The following is a 14276-nucleotide window of genomic DNA, read 5'->3' as shown; positions in this document are numbered from 1 at the left end:
CTCACCAGTTTGGCGGTGCCAATGGTGTAATCGCGCCGTTTTCCTTGATGCTGGATGCGGACGAGCCAAGACGCCCCACCACGCCGGTCAACTTTCAGGAAGAGGCCGTCACCATCCTGATAGGTGCCGGGCTTGTTCAGAAAAGCCTTCACCTCATTGGCCGTCAGTTTTCCCATGCCTCACCTCGACGGGGCATGTTCCACCACACCCCATGAAATCCACCACACTTTCCACCACGTTTTATCGCGATTGGAGGCGAACTTCAACGAACATCGGCGGCCTGAGAAAACCTTATTTTCCGCAGAAAACCGCGCCTCTCGGCGGTTGACTATGAACACTGATGAATGGGTAAATGGCGGAGCGGGAGGGATTCGAACCCTCGATACGCTTTTGACGTATACTCACTTTCCAGGCGAGCGCCTTCGACCACTCGGCCACCGCTCCGCAGGAACCCGTCGCCGCTGAAAGCGGCATTGGCCGGGTTCTTATCCCAATCGCACTGGAAGGCGGCTCCCTATCGCGGCGCGGGCGACGTGGCAAGGGGATTTACTTTCCCTCTTTCCCGATGCTTGATTGGGCCATGTCGATCCGTCCGCTCACCCTTGTGCCCGCCCTTTTCCTGGCTTCCCAGGCGCTGGCCGCCGATGCCCCGCCCAGGACTCCCTCCGCCGTCGTGGCGCAGGCGCCCGCCAGCGCGTGGCAGGCCGTCGCGCCCGACACGCTGCTGGTCATGACGGTGGAAGGCGGCAGGCGGATCGTGATCCAGCTCGCGCCGCGCTTTGCCCCGGCCCATGTCGCCAACATCCGGGCACTGGCCAAAGCGGGCTGGTGGGATGGCAAGAGCGTCTACCGGGTGCAGGACAATTATGTCGCGCAATGGGGCGACGCGACCGAGAAACTGCCTCTGCCAGCGGGGATCGCCGCCGACATCAAGCCGGACTATGCGCAGCCCTTGGCCGCTGCGGGGCAGGCCGTCATTCCCCTGCCCTATCCCGATGCCTATGCGCCCAGGACGGGTTTCGTCGACGGCTGGCCGGTGGGGATGGACGACGCGTCGATCTGGCTGCCGCATTGCTATGGCATGGTGGGCGTGGCGCGGAACCTGTCGCCCGATGCGGGAACCGGCGCGGAACTCTATGCGGTGATCGGGCAGGCGCCGCGGCAGCTCGACCGCAATATCGCCGTCGTCGGGCGCGTGATCGAGGGCATCAGCCTGCTGGCCAGCCTGCCGCGCGGATCGGGGGAGCTGGGCTTTTACACGCCCTCGGAAAAACCCCTGGCGATCGTGTCGGCGCGGATGGCGAGCGACCTGCCGGAGGCAGAGCGGCCCCGGTTCCAGGTGATGGACGTCACCTCGCAGAGCTTTGCCGACTATCTGCGGCTGCGGGCGAACCGGAAGGATGATTTCTACGACCGGCCAGCGGGCGGGGTCGAGCTGTGCAATGCGCCCGTGCCGGTGCGGATCCAGCCCTGATGGGCAAATGACGGAACAATCCCCATCTAGGATCATGGAGATCACAATGGAGAGGATGGGTCATGATCGTGGGCACCCTCAGGGAAATCAAGAATAACGAATATCGGGTCGGGCTGACTCCGGAGAGCGTGCATGAACTGACCGCCCATGGCCATCGCGTGCTGGTCGAGAGCGGCGCGGGCGAAGGGATCGGCGCGCATGACAGCCTCTATGCGCGGGCCGGGGCGGAGATCGTCGAGGAGCCTGCGGCGATATTCGCCACCGCCGGGATGATCGTGAAGGTCAAGGAGCCGCAGCCGGAGGAGCGGGCGATGCTGCGGCCGGGGCAGATACTCTACACCTATCTGCATCTGGCGCCCGACCCGGAACAGACGCGCGACCTGATGGCGTCGGGGGCGGTCTGCATCGCCTATGAGACGGTGACGGACGGCAATGGCGGGCTGCCTTTGCTCAAGCCCATGAGCCAGGTGGCCGGGCGCATGGCGATCCAGGCCGGGGCGACGGCGCTGGAAAAGGTGCATGGCGGGCGCGGCGTGCTGCTGGGCGGGGTACCGGGCGTGCTGCCCGCCAGGGTGGCGGTGATCGGCGGGGGCGTGGTCGGCTTCAACGCGGCGCAGATGGCGGCGGGGCTGGGCGCCGACGTCACCATTCTCGACCGCAGCCCGGAAGTGCTGGAGCGGCTGGGCATCTATTTCGAGGCGCGGGCCAAGACGCGCTTTTCCAACCGCGCCAATCTGGCGGAATGCGTGGCGGAGGCCGACCTGGTGATCGGGGCGGTGCTGATCCCCGGCGCGGCGGCGCCCAAGCTGGTGTCGGCCGACATGCTCAAGACCATGAAGAAGGGCGCGGTGCTGGTCGATGTCGCGATCGACCAGGGCGGCTGTTTCGAGACCAGCCATCCGACCACCCATGACGACCCCACCTACATCGTCGACGGCATCGTCCATTATTGCGTCGCCAACATGCCCGGCGCGGTGGCGCGGACCAGCACCTATGCACTCAACAATGTGACCCTGCCCCATGCGTTGCGGATCGCCGACATGGGCTGGAAGGACGCGCTCGGGGCCGACCCGCATCTGCTCGACGGGCTCAATGTGTGGGATGGGCGGATCACCTATCGCGCCGTGGCGGAGGCGTTGGGCCTGCCTTACACTCCGGCGGGGCAGGCTGTCGCAACCTGACCGGCGGGGCATGTTCCCCTTTGCGATGGGGAGGATGTATGATGCATTGGTTCGCGCATCTGCTTCATCGCCACAATGTTGCGCGGGGCTTGCGGGTTCTGCGCACTCGTTCGTCTCGCGGGATAGGGGGCCGTTGATCGCCCCTTTTCGCTCGTTTCGCCGAAGAGAGGCATGGTTTCCGTCATGGTCGATCATACAGCTTCCGCCGCCTTGCCCCCGCAAGGCATTTCCTCCAGCATGGCCCTTCGGGCACCGGCAGGGGGACAGGGTTGATGCAGGGCGACATGATGAGCTGGCTCATTCCCCTGGCCGCCATGCTGGGCGCCGGGCTGTTCGCGGGCTTTGCGGCGGGAATCTTCGGCATTGGCGGCGGCTTCGTGGTCGTGCCCGCGCTGTTCGTGGTGCTGCCGCTGCTGGGCGGCACCCATGATGCCATCGCCCATGTCGCGATCGGCACGTCGGCGGCGACGATCATCGTGACGTCGATCCGTTCGCTCCTGGCCCATGCCAAGCGCGGGGCGGTGGAATTCGAGGTGCTCAAGACATGGGCGCCGTGGATCATCCTGGGCGACGGCGCAGGCGTGCTGCTGGCGGGCCATGTCGACGGCCATATCCTGACCATGATCTTCGCGATCGGCGTGTTCCTGATGTCGCTGAACTTCCTGCTGCCCCGGGTCGGCGGCAAGGTGATCAGCGACACCATGCCATCGGGCATCGCCCGGGTCGGCATTGCCGGGGGGCTTGGCACCTTCTCCGCGCTGCTGGGCATTGGCGGCGGCACCATCGCGATCATGGTGATGACGCTGTGCGGCCGGTCGATCCACCGCGCCATCGCCACGGCTTCGGGCATCGGTACGCTGATCGCCATCCCCAGCGCGATCGGCTTCGCCCTGATCGGCCTCAAGGAAACGGGCCTGCCCTGGGGTTCGCTGGGCTATGTCAATGTGCCCGCGACGCTCGCCATCGCCTCCATGTCGATCCTGACCGCGCCGCTGGGCGTCGCCGTGGCGCACGCCATGCCCGCCGCGCCGCTCAAGAAGGTCTTCGGCGTCTATCTGGTCATCATCGCCTTCGTGATGTTCCGCAACGCCATCAAGATGTGATTTTCCTGTCCGGCCCCCTTCTCAGTCGGCGCCCTAGTCTGCGTCGGGGTTGCGGAAGTTGAGGCGCCGGGTGACGGTGTAATCCAGAAAGCCGACCAGGAAATAGCTGATCCACTGTTTGACGAGGGTCGGCAGGCTGCGCTGGGCGCGATGCGTTTCCAGCGTGACCTGCCGGCTTTCCTTTGCCCGCCGGTCGATGAAGCCGCGCATCGCGCTCGCAAATCCGGCATCCTCGACCCGCAACATGATCTCCAGGTTGAGGAACAGGCTGCGCATGTCGAAATTGGCCGAGCCGATATAGACCGCATCGTCCACCACGATCAGCTTCATGTGCAGCTTGCAGGACTGATATTCGAAAATCTCGACCCCGCGCTTGAGCAAGGGGCCATAGAGCAGCCGCGCCGCCGCGACGGTGGCGCCATTGTCGGACCGGGACGGCAGGATCAGCCGCGCGCCCTGCCGCCGCGCCGCGGTCGCGATCCGCTTCAGCATCCCCCGCCCGGGCGAGAAATAGGCCGCCACCATGTCCAGCCGCCCGGCCCGTTCCAGATCATGCTTCACCATCTGCGCCCAGGGGCTGAGGCGGCGGGTCGGGCCGCCGATCACCCAGCGCATCGGCCCGTCCGCATCATGGTGGGGCTGCCGCCAGTTGCGCACCATCCGGCGCAGCGTGCGAAAGCGCTGCCCGCGCGTCGAGACCCAGCGCCAGAGCTGGCCGTACCAGCTGGTCATCGCCTGCACCTGCGGCCCTTCGACCAGCAGGCCGAGATCATGCCAGCAATCCTCCGGCGGAACCCCGAAATAATCATCCTCGACATTGAAGCCGCCCATCAGCAGCCGCCGGTCGTCTGCGATGGCCAGCTTCTGGTGGTTGCGGATCAGATAGCGGGTGGAACGCCGCGCCCCGAAACGGCCGAAATGGCCCCCCGCCGCCACCAGGGGGTCGAAGAAATGGACCGGCGTGTCGGCCGATCCGAAGGCGTCGATCATCAGCGTGACCGCCACGCCGCGCGCCCGCGCCGCGACCAGCCGGTCGAGGATCAGCCGTCCGCTGCCGTCGCCCGCGAAGATATAATAATAAAGCTTCAGGCTGGCCTGCGCGCCGTCGATCAGCTCGACCAGCGTCTGGCGCAGCCCCGGACCCGTCTCGATCACGCGCAGTCGGTTGCCGTGCAGCGACAGGCCGATCCCGCCCTCGCCCTGATGCGCCTCTGCCTGCCGGATCGTCGCCATGTTCCGTTCATGCCCGCATTCGGGGCGGCTCGCCATGACTTTATGGGCTTTTCATTGACTCTCCACGTTCACGCTGTTAGGCGCGCATTTCACGACTTTTCATTGGTTGTTCAGGAGCGCCCGCTTGGCCCGCGTTACCGTCGAAGATTGCGTCGACAAGGTTACCAACCGTTTTGACCTCGTTCTGCTTGCCGCGCAGCGCGCCCGTGAGATTTCGGGCGGCGCCGAGCTGACTCTGGACCGCGACCGCGACAAGAATCCGGTCGTCGCCCTGCGCGAGATCGCGGAAGAAACCATCCTGCCGGTGGATCTGCATGATTCGCTCGTCGCCTCGCTGCAGAAGGTGCAGATCGATGACGACGATACGCCGGACGAGATCGGTTCGATCGCCCAGTCGGCGGAGGCGCTGCGCCTGACCGCCGCCGCCCCGCCGCGTAACCAGAATATCGGCGGCGATTACGACGGCTGATCCGGCCCGACCAGTTTGGAGAGGGAATGAGGCCCGGCCCGTGCAAGCGGGACCGGGCTTCAACTTTTCCGGATCAAGGCGGGTTGTGGCGATTACCCGGCTATCCCTCTCCGACAAGGGGAGAGGATATGAGAATGTCCGCTTTCCCCCTCTTCGTCATTCCGCCATGTCGAGAAGTCTGGTCCGCGCCCCGTCTTCACCGGCCTTGTCCGGCGCGGGAGTTGCGACCGAGTGGCGCCGGCGCGTTCGGGTCGCCGCGCTGCCCGGCCCGCCGCCCACCAGCTTCTGCAGGTCGATCATCGCGCGGGACAGGGAAATGCCGCGCGGGCCGGCGATGAAGCGCGGGTCCCAGCGCGGCCCGAATTTTTCCTTGTAGGCGCGCAGCCCCTCAAAGCCGTAGAAGCTCTCGCCATGGCGGAAGAAGAAGGCGCCCGCCTTGGCCCAGAGCGGGGACAGCCGCCGCGCTTCCAGCCCCGACAGGGGTGCAAGGCCCAGGGTGAACCAGTCATAGCCCTGGCTTCGGCCCCACAGCATCAGGTGGATGAACAGATAATCCATCGTGCCATAGGGCGTTTCCGATGCATGCCGCATCAGGTCGACCGATAGCTCGCGGTGATTGGCGGTCGCCCAGATATTGGCGAAGGCGACGATCCGCCCCTCCTGCCGCACCACGGCGCAGTCGCAGGCGGCGATATAGGCGGAGTCGAAGCGGCCGACGCTGAAGGCCTTTTCGCCATGGCCCTTGGCGGCGAGCCACTGGTCGGAGATATGTTCCAGCTCGTCCAGCAGCAGCGGCACCCGCGCGGCGGGGACGATCTCGAAGCTCGCCCCTTCCCGCACCGCGCGGCGCTCGGCATAGCGCAGCGGCCGGGCGTCGGGGCCGTCCAGCGTGAATTGATGAAGGTCGACGCGCGCCTCCTCGCCATATTTGAGGATGGCAAGACCCATGTCGATGGCCAGCGGCAGGGCATCGAGGCTGAGCTGGTAGAGCAGCAGCCTGCCCTGTTCGGCATCGGCCATTTCGCGCAACTGCCAGAGCAGCTCGGGCCATTCCTCCCGGTCGCCGACGGGGTCGCCCATCACGATCCAGCTATGCCCCTGAACCTGATACATCAGGAAGGCCCGGCCGGTGGGCGAGGTCAGGAACAGCTTGTCGCCGGTCGTCGCCAGCAAGGCGTCGGTCCGCTCCGCCAGCGCGAGCGCATCGGGGCTCGCCATGGTGGAGGGCCGGTCGGTGCGGCGCAGGGGCGTTGCAGGGCGGAACATGCGCCAGAAGGCGGCGGCGACGACCAGGATCGCGCTTGCCAGTCCGGCGCGCAGGAAGCGGGCGGCGTTGGCCTTGGGTCCGAAATGCCACCACAGGTCATTCTGATATTCGACATGCTTGTAGGCGAAGAAGCCGATCCAGAGCGACAGCCCCACCGCCACCGCCAGCGTCGCCACCCAGGCCGGGGTCAGCGCCTCGGCGGTGAAGCGGGTGCGGCGATAGAAGGCGCCGCGCGTCCATTGCAGCAGCGCGGCGATGACGATCAGCGCCGTCGCCTCCTCATAATCGAGGCCCTTGATCAGCGAGAAGACGGCGCCCGCGAGCAGCAGGCAGCGGGTCATCCAGAAGGCCGCGTCCAGCCGGCGGTAGAGACCGGAAGCGAGCAGGATCAACAGGGTTCCGACGACGCTCGCCGCGAAATGGGAGGCCTCGACGAAGGGCATGGGCAGCAGGCTGGTGACCATGTGCAGGCGTTGCGGGATGCCCGGCAGCGCGCCGGAAACCAGCAGGATGATGCCGCCCACCGCCACCAGTAGGGACAGCATCAGCGGCGCCATGCCCGACGCGGCCGACTGCGCGCCGTCGAGCACGCGGCTGACGGGGCGGCGCCAGCCATTGCCCTCATGCAGTGCGATGGCGACAACGCCCAGCAGCAGCGGGATCATATAATAGATCAGGCGATAGGCGATCAGCGCGGCGAGCAGGCTGGGCCGGTCGACATCGGGCAGGGTCGCGACGATCACCGCCTCGAAGATGCCGATGCCGCCCGGCACATGGCTGACCAGCGTGACGATGATCGCCAGCGCATAGGCCAGGAACAGCGTGGGATAGAGGGCAGGCGCGATCCCCGGCACGAGGATGAACAACGCGGCACTGGCGGCGGCGAGATCGATGGAGGCGACGCCGATCTGCGCCAGCGCCTGACCGCGCGTGGGCAGGGCAAGCGTCCAGCCGAACAGGCGCGGCGCCCGCCCCTCCCGGCCGGTGGCGGCGATCAGGCCCGCCGCCGCCAGCAGGATGATGCCGCCCACGACGCGCTGCACGGGCAGGCCCAGGCTGACGTCCATGATCGCGATGTCGGCGGGATGGACTAGCATCAGCGCGCCCGCGAGCACGAACACCCCGCCCCAGAAGGACAGGCCCGCCGAGGCGATGATGCGGGCGATGTCGCCCCCTTCCAGTCCCGCCGCCGTATAGATGCGATAGCGGGCCGACCCGCCCGTCAGCAGCGAGAGGCCGAGATTGTGGCTGAGCGTGTAGCTGCAGAAAGAGGCCAGCGCCGCCGTCCGCCAGGGCAAGGGACGGCCGACGATCCGCAGCGCCACATAGTCGTAGAAGGTGAGCGCGACATAGCTTGCGGCCGTCAGCGCCAGCGCGACGGCGAGGCGCCAGCCCGCGATCGCATGGACCGCCTGGCGGATGTCGCGCAGCCGCACCTGCGCCAGCAGGCCGTGCAGCGCCGCCAGCCCCAGCGCCGCGACGGTGAGCATGACCACGAGGGTCAGCGCACCCCTGTTCGCCCTGGCCCAGTCCTGTAGCTTCATGTCACCAGTCCCCCCTCATATGACCAGCCCCCGCAGCATCCGGTTGACCAGCAACGGCGCGTTGCGGTCGAAATGATGGCCGCCCGGCACCACCGCCACTTCCGCCAGTCCGGCGGGGATGGACGGGCAGGCGCTGTCATTTTCCTGGGTGCCCTTGACGCAGAGCATGGAAAGGCCGCGCAGCCGCGTGATCGCCGGGACCGTCGGATATTGGCGGGTCGAATCCATGTCGAACCAGCTCGACAGATGGAACTGGAAATCGGCGGACGGGCTGAGGCCCAGCATCGACATCCTCTCCACCCGCGCGCGCAACGGCGGTGGCAGGTTGCCGACGATATAGGGCAGGACGTCCGCGCCGAAACTATATCCCACCAGCAGCACCTTGCGCCGCTGCCAGTGCTGCGAATAGCCCCGGATGATGGCGGAGAGGTCGACGGCGGCTCCCCGCGGGGTGCGCTGGCTCCAGAAATAGGACAGGCTGTCCACGCCGACGACCGGAATACCCGCATGGGCGAGCTGCGCCGCCACATCCTTGTCCAGCCCGACCCAGCCGCCATCGCCCGAATAGATCACCGCCATCAGGTCGGTGCGCGGCGCGGCGGGATCGTCGACGATGGTGATGGGCAGGTCAGCGGGAAGGGCGACGCTGCCCATCATCGGGGTAAGCCAGGGCTGGACCTGCGAGAGCAATGCGGCGTCACCCTGCTCCGCCGTCCGGGACAGCAGCTTGCCGCTGCCGGTCCGGGTCACGAAGGCCGCGAGCCGCTTGTGCCTGCCGTCGGTCAGCGCGACCCAGGGCGAGGGGAGCTGATGGCTGGGGGCGAAGGCCCACCCCCGGTAGGGGCGCCGGATCGATGCGAGCTTCAGGCTGCCGGAACGGCACCAGGCGCGCGCGCCGGGCAGGATCGGGGTGAAATCGTCCGACAGCACCGCGGCATAGGCGCCGTTCGGCCCGGACGCGAGCGCGGCATAGGCCAGCGCCGCACCCTCGCCGCGCCCCAGCAGGACCGGCTTGCGATACATCGGCATGTCGAGCCGATGCTGCAGGTCGCGGGCGAGGCCGATGATGCCGTAATTGGGATTCATGCAACGCTTCGACGCGTTGAGCGCCTTCAGAAAGTCGGGGGTGGAGATCCCCGCCACCAGCGCGCCGCGCGCGGCAAGTCGGCGGGCGAAACCGGCGCTGGCATCGTCCCATCCCTCGCGGCCGGATAGGGCGATCACCACGCCCTTGGGCAAGGCGGACGGGCGGTAGACCGCGATGCTGCCCATGGGCGCGAGATCATAGCTGATTTCGCTAACCGCGCCGTCGCCCTGCGCGGGGTCGGCGGCGGCGCGCGCCGGATTGAGCGCATTGACGCCTGCCAGCAGCAGCCCGGCCCCAGCCAGCAGGCCGGGGATCAGCCAGAAGCGCAGGCGGCGGCGCAGGCGGATCATGATGCGCTTCCCGGCAACCGTTCGATCCGGGTCCATATCTGCGACTTGCAGATCAGGCCGCCCAATATGCAGCCCTTGACCCGCATCCGGCCGGACGAAAGCTGATCGATCTGGGAACTGAAGCGGCGCCCCATGTCGGGCACGAACACGGTGCCGCGCCATTGGTTCCTGCCGTCGGGGTGGTAATCCTCCAGCAATTCCGTGCCGACCAGCCGGTCTACGCCGCCGTCGCGGGCATCGGCCTGCGCCTCGCCATCGGCCCAGACCACCCAGCCGCACAGGCGATCGCCACAGGGGCCGGTGCGCACGGCGACATTATTGTGGGGGCCGAGCCAGACTCCTTCGGGCGCGCGAACGGGAACGGCCGCCGCCGCGAGCGCCGGCATGGCCGAACATAAAAGCGCCGCTGCGACCCAAAGCCTCCCCATTGCCATTTGACCGATCCTTGTCATCGAAAGGTCATGGAATAGGCCCTGTCACATTGCGGGGTGCTCTGCATTGTCTGAACTTTTGGCAATGTTCGCGGCGCGCAGCAGCGTGGCGGCCACGCCGGCCGAATCGTCATTGAGGAAATGACCGCCCGGCAGGCCCACGACGCGCACATTGTGCTGGCGCCAGCCGGGGCAGAGGCTGCCGCTTTCCTCCAGCCCATGGATGCAGAGCACCGGCGCCCAGTCGAGCGCGCGGGCGGCAGGCCCGGCCGGGCCGTCATTGCCGAAATCGAACACTCCGCCCGGCGTCGCGCGGAACAGCATCGTGTCGGCGGGCACGATCAGCGCAACCATGGCGACCCGCGAGCGGAGCGAAGGGGCGAGGCGATCCAGCCCCACCAGCAGCATGTTCGCGCCGAAGGACTGGCCGACCAGCATCAGCCTGCGCGCGCCGGGCAACGCCAGCGCGCGGCGCACCGCCTGTTCGACCAGAGCGGCGGTTTCCTCCGGCGAGCGCCTGCGGGCGAAAGCGGTCAGCGAGTTGACGCCGATCACGGGCAGGCCGCCCCTGGCCATATGCCCCGCGATCACCGGCCCCATGCCTGCGTTGAAGCCCATGTCACCGGAGAAGAACACCGCGACCGTGCCGTTCCGGTCGGCGGCGGGGGCCCGGACCAGCGTGAAGATCCGCCCGTGGGGATAACCGAGATAGCGGCAATAGACGCCCGCGCCGATCAGAAGGCAGGCCAGCAGCAGGACCAGCATGGATCTGCGTTTCAAGAGGGCAGGAAAGCTCATCGGACGCGCCGGACTCCTCAAGGCGAAACGCGCCCCGCGGCGCATTTCCAGCGTGACTCTTACAAGCGGATAATTGAACGCAAGGCTACGGATATTGCGGTGCGAGGGAATAACGGCCGGGCGAGCGGCGTATCATGCCATATGAATAAGGATACCGACTTTCGTACCAAAGCCGCCCGTCTGCCCGAATCCCGCATGGCCCTGTCGCGGGCGCTGGGCCGCCCGCTGCGGGTGGCGCTGTTCTCCGGCAATTATGACTGCGTGCGCGACGGCGCCAATCAGGCGCTCAACCGGCTGGTCGCCTATCTGCTGCAGAATGTGCGCGCGCAGGTGCGCATCTATTCGCCGACCGCGCCGCGCAAGGCCTTCGCCTCCGTCGGCGACGTCCGTTCGGTACGGTCGGTCAGCATCCCGGGCCGGCCCGAATATCGTCTGGCGTTGGGCTTCACCCGTGCCGCGCAGCGGGATTTCGATGCGTTCGCGCCGGACATCGTCCATCTCTCCGCACCCGACCTGCTGGGCCGGCAGGCGCAGAAACATGCCCGCGCGCGCGGCATTCCCGTGGTCGCCAGCCTGCACACCCGCTTCGAAACCTATCTCGATTATTACCGTCTGTCCTTCCTGCGCGGGCCGGTCGAACGCTATCTCGACCGCTTCTACGGCGATTGCGACCGCATCCTCTGCCCCACCCTGCCGATCGCGCAGGAAATGGCGGAGCGATTCGGAACGGAGCGGACGGCGATCTGGGGGCGCGGCATCGATCCGGCCTGCTTCCGTCCCGACCTGCGCGACGAGGACCTGCGCGCCAGCCTGGGCTATTCGCCCGAGGATGTCGTGCCGCTGTTCTTCGGGCGGCTGGTGCTGGAAAAGGGACTGGGCGTCTTTGCCGACACCATCGATGCCGTCCGCGCGCAGGGTCTGGACGTCAGGCCGATGATCATCGGCGACGGTCCGGCCCGCAACTGGCTGGCCCAGCGGCTGCCCAACGCCACCTTCCTGGGGCACATGTCCGGCGAGGCGCTGGGGCGCGCCGTCGCCAGCGCCGACATATTGATCAACCCCTCCGTCACCGAGGCATTCGGCAACGTCAATCTGGAAGCGATGGCATCCGGCCTGGCGATCGTGTCGGCCGATGTGCCGAGCGCAGCGACGCTGCTGGATGCCGGGCGAACCGGCCTGCTCGTGCCGCCGACGGATATCGCCGCCTATGCGGACGCCGCCGCCGGGCTGATCCGGCAGGCGGAGCGGCGCGCCGCGCTGGGCACGGCGGCGGCGGCCAGGGCGGCACGCTATCGTTGGAACGATGTGCTGGAGGATGTGGCATTGAGCTATGCCGGCGCCCTTCGGATACCGCTTGCCACCCAGCGGGCGCAGGCGGCATGAGACGGCCATGATGGACGACAGCCCGGATATCAGGGACGATCTGGCCGCGATGCGGCGCTATGCGCGGTCGCTGACGCGGGACGATCAGGACGCGGACGACGTCGTGCAGGATGCGTTGCTGCGCGCGATCGAGCGGCAGGAAACCTATCAGCCCGATCGCAATCGCCGCCGCTGGCTGCTGGCCATCGTCCACAATGTCTTCTTTTCGGCGAAGCGGCGGGAGGCGTCCGAGGCGCGGCGCAACAGCCGCTTCGCCGAGACGCTGACCGATCAGCTTGAGCCGGGGCAGGAGGAGCATGCCCGGCTGGCCGAGATCGCCCGGCAATTCGCGGCCATGCCCGAACATCATCGCGCGGTGCTGCACCTGACCGCCGTCGAGGGGTTGAGCTATCAGCAGGCGGCCGAGACGCTGGACGTGCCGGTCGGCACCGTCATGTCGCGGCTGTCGCGGGCGCGTGCCACGCTGAGGGAAAGAGAGCAGGGGCAGCGGGGGGCGGGCGGCCTCCGGCTGATAGGAGGAAGCGATGACTGATCGCGAGACCGATCTGAAGATCACCGATCTGGAAATGGACGCCTATATCGACGGCGAACTGGACCCCGAACGCCGCTTCGCGGTCGAGACGCATCTTTCCCGGCGGCCGGAACTGGCGGCGCGGGTCATGGGCGACCTCAGCACCCGCAGTGCGCTCAGGATATTGAGCCAGGACAGGCGGCCGGTCCCCGCGCATCTGCTGGCGGCGGCGAGGCGGCTGATCCCGGCGCAGAAGAGCCGCTGGCGCCGGCTGATGCCCGCGGGCCTGATGACGGGCAGCCTTGCCGCCGCGCTGACGCTGTGGGTCGTCGGGGTTCACCACCCGCCCGCCTATGTGAGCTATGCCGTCGCCTCGCACCGGATCGCGATGATGCGCGCCGACATGAATTCGCAGATCGAGGCGCCCCGCTTCGACGCGCGGGAGATTGCCGCCAATACGCGGATCGCCATGCCGCAACTGCCCGGCGACTGGCGCGTGACCGACGTGCAGCTGTTTCCGACCGACAAGGCCCCGGCCCTGATGGTGGCGGTGCGCACCGATGACGGGCAGCGCATGACCATCTTCGCCGTGCGGGAAAGGACCGGGGCGCCCGAACGCCCCGATGCCGTGCGCGAAGGCGCGCAGTCGGTCGCCTATTGGCGGCGCGGCGACATGTCCTATGCCCTGACCGGCGACCAGGAACCGGGCCTGATGGACGAGACGGCGGAGGCCCTGGCCCGGACCTGAACGGGCGGGGCATCGGCCCCGCCCCGAGGGTCAGGAAACGAAATTGCCGGCCGTGACGAAGTCGGCGAGATCCTTGCGGCCACTCGGCACCTCGCGGGCCTGCAGCGTTTCGGGCAGGATCGATTTGTCGGCGATCCTGCCGATGGCCACGGCAGCCTCGATCCGGAAGCGGTCGGGAACGGCCAGTTCGGCCCGCGCCTTGTCGAATTCGACGCCGGTCATCGCATGGCTGTGATAGCCCAGCCGCGTCGCCTGAAGGGCCAGCAGCGCCCAGGCCGCGCCCGCATCGAAGCTGTGGCTGTGGGAAGGCTTCGTCTCTTCCGATCCCGGCGCGGCGATCTGCGTGTCGGACAGGATGTAGACCAGCGCCGAGGCATTTTGCACCCAGCTCTGGTTGAAGGGCAGCAGCACGCCCAGGAAGCGCTGCCAGTCGGCGCTGTCGCGGGTGGCATAGAGGAAGCGCCACGGCTGATAGTTGAAGGCCGAGGGCGCCCAGCGCGCGGCGTCGAAGATCGTCTCCAGATCCTCCTGCGGGATGGACGAGGAATCGAAGGCGCGCGGCGACCAGCGATCGAGGAAAAGCGGCTCGACAGCGCGTGTCACGGCGCGGGCGGAAACAGTCATATAATCTCCCAGGTCATCAGGGGTTCGGATGGCGGGAAGCGCCATCGGCAAAGCTGCCGCAATATCGGAAAGG

General features: G+C 67.5%; 14 protein-coding genes and 1 tRNA gene. 7 read left to right on the top strand and 8 right to left on the bottom strand.

The window, feature by feature from the left end; all coding sequences use genetic code 11:
* Positions 1-176, bottom strand: a 176-nt coding sequence (locus tag MJ601_RS22035; protein ID WP_348635581.1) for an Arm DNA-binding domain-containing protein, incomplete at its 3' end; no start/stop codon positions are given.
* Between the two features lie 177 nt (positions 177-353).
* A tRNA-Ser gene (locus MJ601_RS13115) sits at positions 354-444 on the bottom strand.
* A gap of 136 nt (positions 445-580) precedes the next feature.
* Between MJ601_RS13115 and MJ601_RS13110 the strand changes: the two genes are divergently transcribed.
* The 3 genes from MJ601_RS13110 (at position 581) to MJ601_RS13100 (ending at position 3758) form a co-directional block, all read left to right on the top strand.
* Positions 581-1474: a peptidylprolyl isomerase gene (locus MJ601_RS13110; RefSeq protein ID WP_242127104.1), complete on the top strand. Its 894-nt coding sequence runs from the start codon at positions 581-583 to the stop codon at positions 1472-1474.
* A gap of 62 nt (positions 1475-1536) precedes the next feature.
* Positions 1537-2655 carry an alanine dehydrogenase gene (ald, locus tag MJ601_RS13105; RefSeq protein ID WP_242127102.1) on the top strand — a complete coding sequence of 373 codons (1119 nt, stop codon included), beginning with the start codon at positions 1537-1539 and terminating at the stop codon, positions 2653-2655.
* A 272-nt stretch (positions 2656-2927) separates the two neighbouring features.
* Complete coding sequence (locus MJ601_RS13100; protein ID WP_242127099.1) at positions 2928-3758, top strand: sulfite exporter TauE/SafE family protein; 831 nt, start codon at positions 2928-2930, stop codon at positions 3756-3758.
* Between the two features lie 33 nt (positions 3759-3791).
* On the opposite strand, the gene MJ601_RS13095 is transcribed toward MJ601_RS13100, so the two are convergent.
* The gene (locus tag MJ601_RS13095) at positions 3792-4991 is read right to left on the bottom strand and encodes a phospholipase D-like domain-containing protein (RefSeq protein ID WP_491572917.1); all 1200 of its coding nucleotides are present in this window, start codon (positions 4989-4991) and stop codon (positions 3792-3794) included.
* Positions 4992-5115: 124 nt separating this feature from the next.
* Between MJ601_RS13095 and rpoZ the strand changes: the two genes are divergently transcribed.
* Positions 5116-5460 carry a DNA-directed RNA polymerase subunit omega gene (gene rpoZ / locus MJ601_RS13090; RefSeq protein WP_176592107.1) on the top strand — a complete coding sequence of 115 codons (345 nt, stop codon included), beginning with the start codon at positions 5116-5118 and terminating at the stop codon, positions 5458-5460.
* A 156-nt stretch (positions 5461-5616) separates the two neighbouring features.
* On the opposite strand, the gene mprF is transcribed toward rpoZ, so the two are convergent.
* From mprF to MJ601_RS13070, 4 genes are read right to left on the bottom strand one after another with little or no spacing between them, the layout of a single operon-like run.
* Positions 5617-8271: a bifunctional lysylphosphatidylglycerol flippase/synthetase MprF gene (gene mprF, locus MJ601_RS13085; RefSeq protein WP_242127095.1), complete on the bottom strand. Its 2655-nt coding sequence runs from the start codon at positions 8269-8271 to the stop codon at positions 5617-5619.
* Positions 8272-8286: 15 nt separating this feature from the next.
* Positions 8287-9708, bottom strand: a complete 1422-nt coding sequence (locus MJ601_RS13080) for a virulence factor family protein (RefSeq protein WP_242127093.1) — start codon at positions 9706-9708, stop codon at positions 8287-8289.
* Positions 9705-10142, bottom strand: coding sequence for a DUF2147 domain-containing protein (locus MJ601_RS13075; RefSeq protein WP_242127091.1), 438 nt, complete (start codon positions 10140-10142; stop codon positions 9705-9707). Before MJ601_RS13075 ends, MJ601_RS13080 begins: the two co-directional genes overlap by 4 nt.
* A gap of 42 nt (positions 10143-10184) precedes the next feature.
* Positions 10185-10919, bottom strand: a complete 735-nt coding sequence (locus MJ601_RS13070; protein WP_242127090.1) for a virulence factor — start codon at positions 10917-10919, stop codon at positions 10185-10187.
* Between the two features lie 213 nt (positions 10920-11132).
* On the opposite strand from MJ601_RS13070, the gene MJ601_RS13065 reads away from it, so the two are divergent.
* From MJ601_RS13065 to MJ601_RS13055, 3 genes are read left to right on the top strand one after another with little or no spacing between them, the layout of a single operon-like run.
* On the top strand, positions 11133-12320 hold the full coding sequence (locus MJ601_RS13065; RefSeq protein WP_491572918.1) for a glycosyltransferase family 4 protein: 1188 nt from the start codon (positions 11133-11135) through the stop codon (positions 12318-12320).
* Positions 12321-12327: 7 nt separating this feature from the next.
* Positions 12328-12852 carry a sigma-70 family RNA polymerase sigma factor gene (locus MJ601_RS13060; RefSeq protein WP_242127086.1) on the top strand — a complete coding sequence of 175 codons (525 nt, stop codon included), beginning with the start codon at positions 12328-12330 and terminating at the stop codon, positions 12850-12852.
* The gene (locus MJ601_RS13055) at positions 12845-13579 is read left to right on the top strand and encodes an anti-sigma factor (RefSeq protein ID WP_242127083.1); all 735 of its coding nucleotides are present in this window, start codon (positions 12845-12847) and stop codon (positions 13577-13579) included. Before MJ601_RS13060 ends, MJ601_RS13055 begins: the two co-directional genes overlap by 8 nt.
* A gap of 30 nt (positions 13580-13609) precedes the next feature.
* On the opposite strand, the gene MJ601_RS13050 is transcribed toward MJ601_RS13055, so the two are convergent.
* Positions 13610-14203 carry a nitroreductase family protein gene (locus MJ601_RS13050; protein ID WP_242127081.1) on the bottom strand — a complete coding sequence of 198 codons (594 nt, stop codon included), beginning with the start codon at positions 14201-14203 and terminating at the stop codon, positions 13610-13612.
* Positions 14204-14276: the final 73 nt, after the last annotated feature.

It is taken from the genome of Sphingobium trunci (genome assembly GCF_022664535.1).
Taxonomy (GTDB): Bacteria; Pseudomonadota; Alphaproteobacteria; order Sphingomonadales; family Sphingomonadaceae; genus Sphingobium.
This window is presented reverse-complemented; position numbering and strand designations above follow the sequence as displayed.

Coding starts and splice junctions, on each gene's coding strand:
- MJ601_RS13080 (WP_242127093.1), bottom strand. CDS start 9,708: ATGATCCGCCTGCGCCGCCGCCTGCGCTTCTGGCTGATCCCCGGCCTG.
- MJ601_RS13055 (WP_242127083.1), top strand. CDS start 12,845: ATGACTGATCGCGAGACCGATCTGAAGATCACCGATCTGGAAATGGAC.
- MJ601_RS13050 (WP_242127081.1), bottom strand. CDS start 14,203: ATGACTGTTTCCGCCCGCGCCGTGACACGCGCTGTCGAGCCGCTTTTC.
- ald (WP_242127102.1), top strand. CDS start 1,537: ATGATCGTGGGCACCCTCAGGGAAATCAAGAATAACGAATATCGGGTC.
- MJ601_RS13100 (WP_242127099.1), top strand. CDS start 2,928: ATGCAGGGCGACATGATGAGCTGGCTCATTCCCCTGGCCGCCATGCTG.
- mprF (WP_242127095.1), bottom strand. CDS start 8,271: ATGAAGCTACAGGACTGGGCCAGGGCGAACAGGGGTGCGCTGACCCTC.
- MJ601_RS13110 (WP_242127104.1), top strand. CDS start 581: ATGTCGATCCGTCCGCTCACCCTTGTGCCCGCCCTTTTCCTGGCTTCC.
- MJ601_RS13060 (WP_242127086.1), top strand. CDS start 12,328: ATGATGGACGACAGCCCGGATATCAGGGACGATCTGGCCGCGATGCGG.
- MJ601_RS13095 (WP_491572917.1), bottom strand. CDS start 4,991: ATGGCGACGATCCGGCAGGCAGAGGCGCATCAGGGCGAGGGCGGGATC.
- MJ601_RS13075 (WP_242127091.1), bottom strand. CDS start 10,142: ATGGCAATGGGGAGGCTTTGGGTCGCAGCGGCGCTTTTATGTTCGGCC.
- MJ601_RS13065 (WP_491572918.1), top strand. CDS start 11,133: ATGGCCCTGTCGCGGGCGCTGGGCCGCCCGCTGCGGGTGGCGCTGTTC.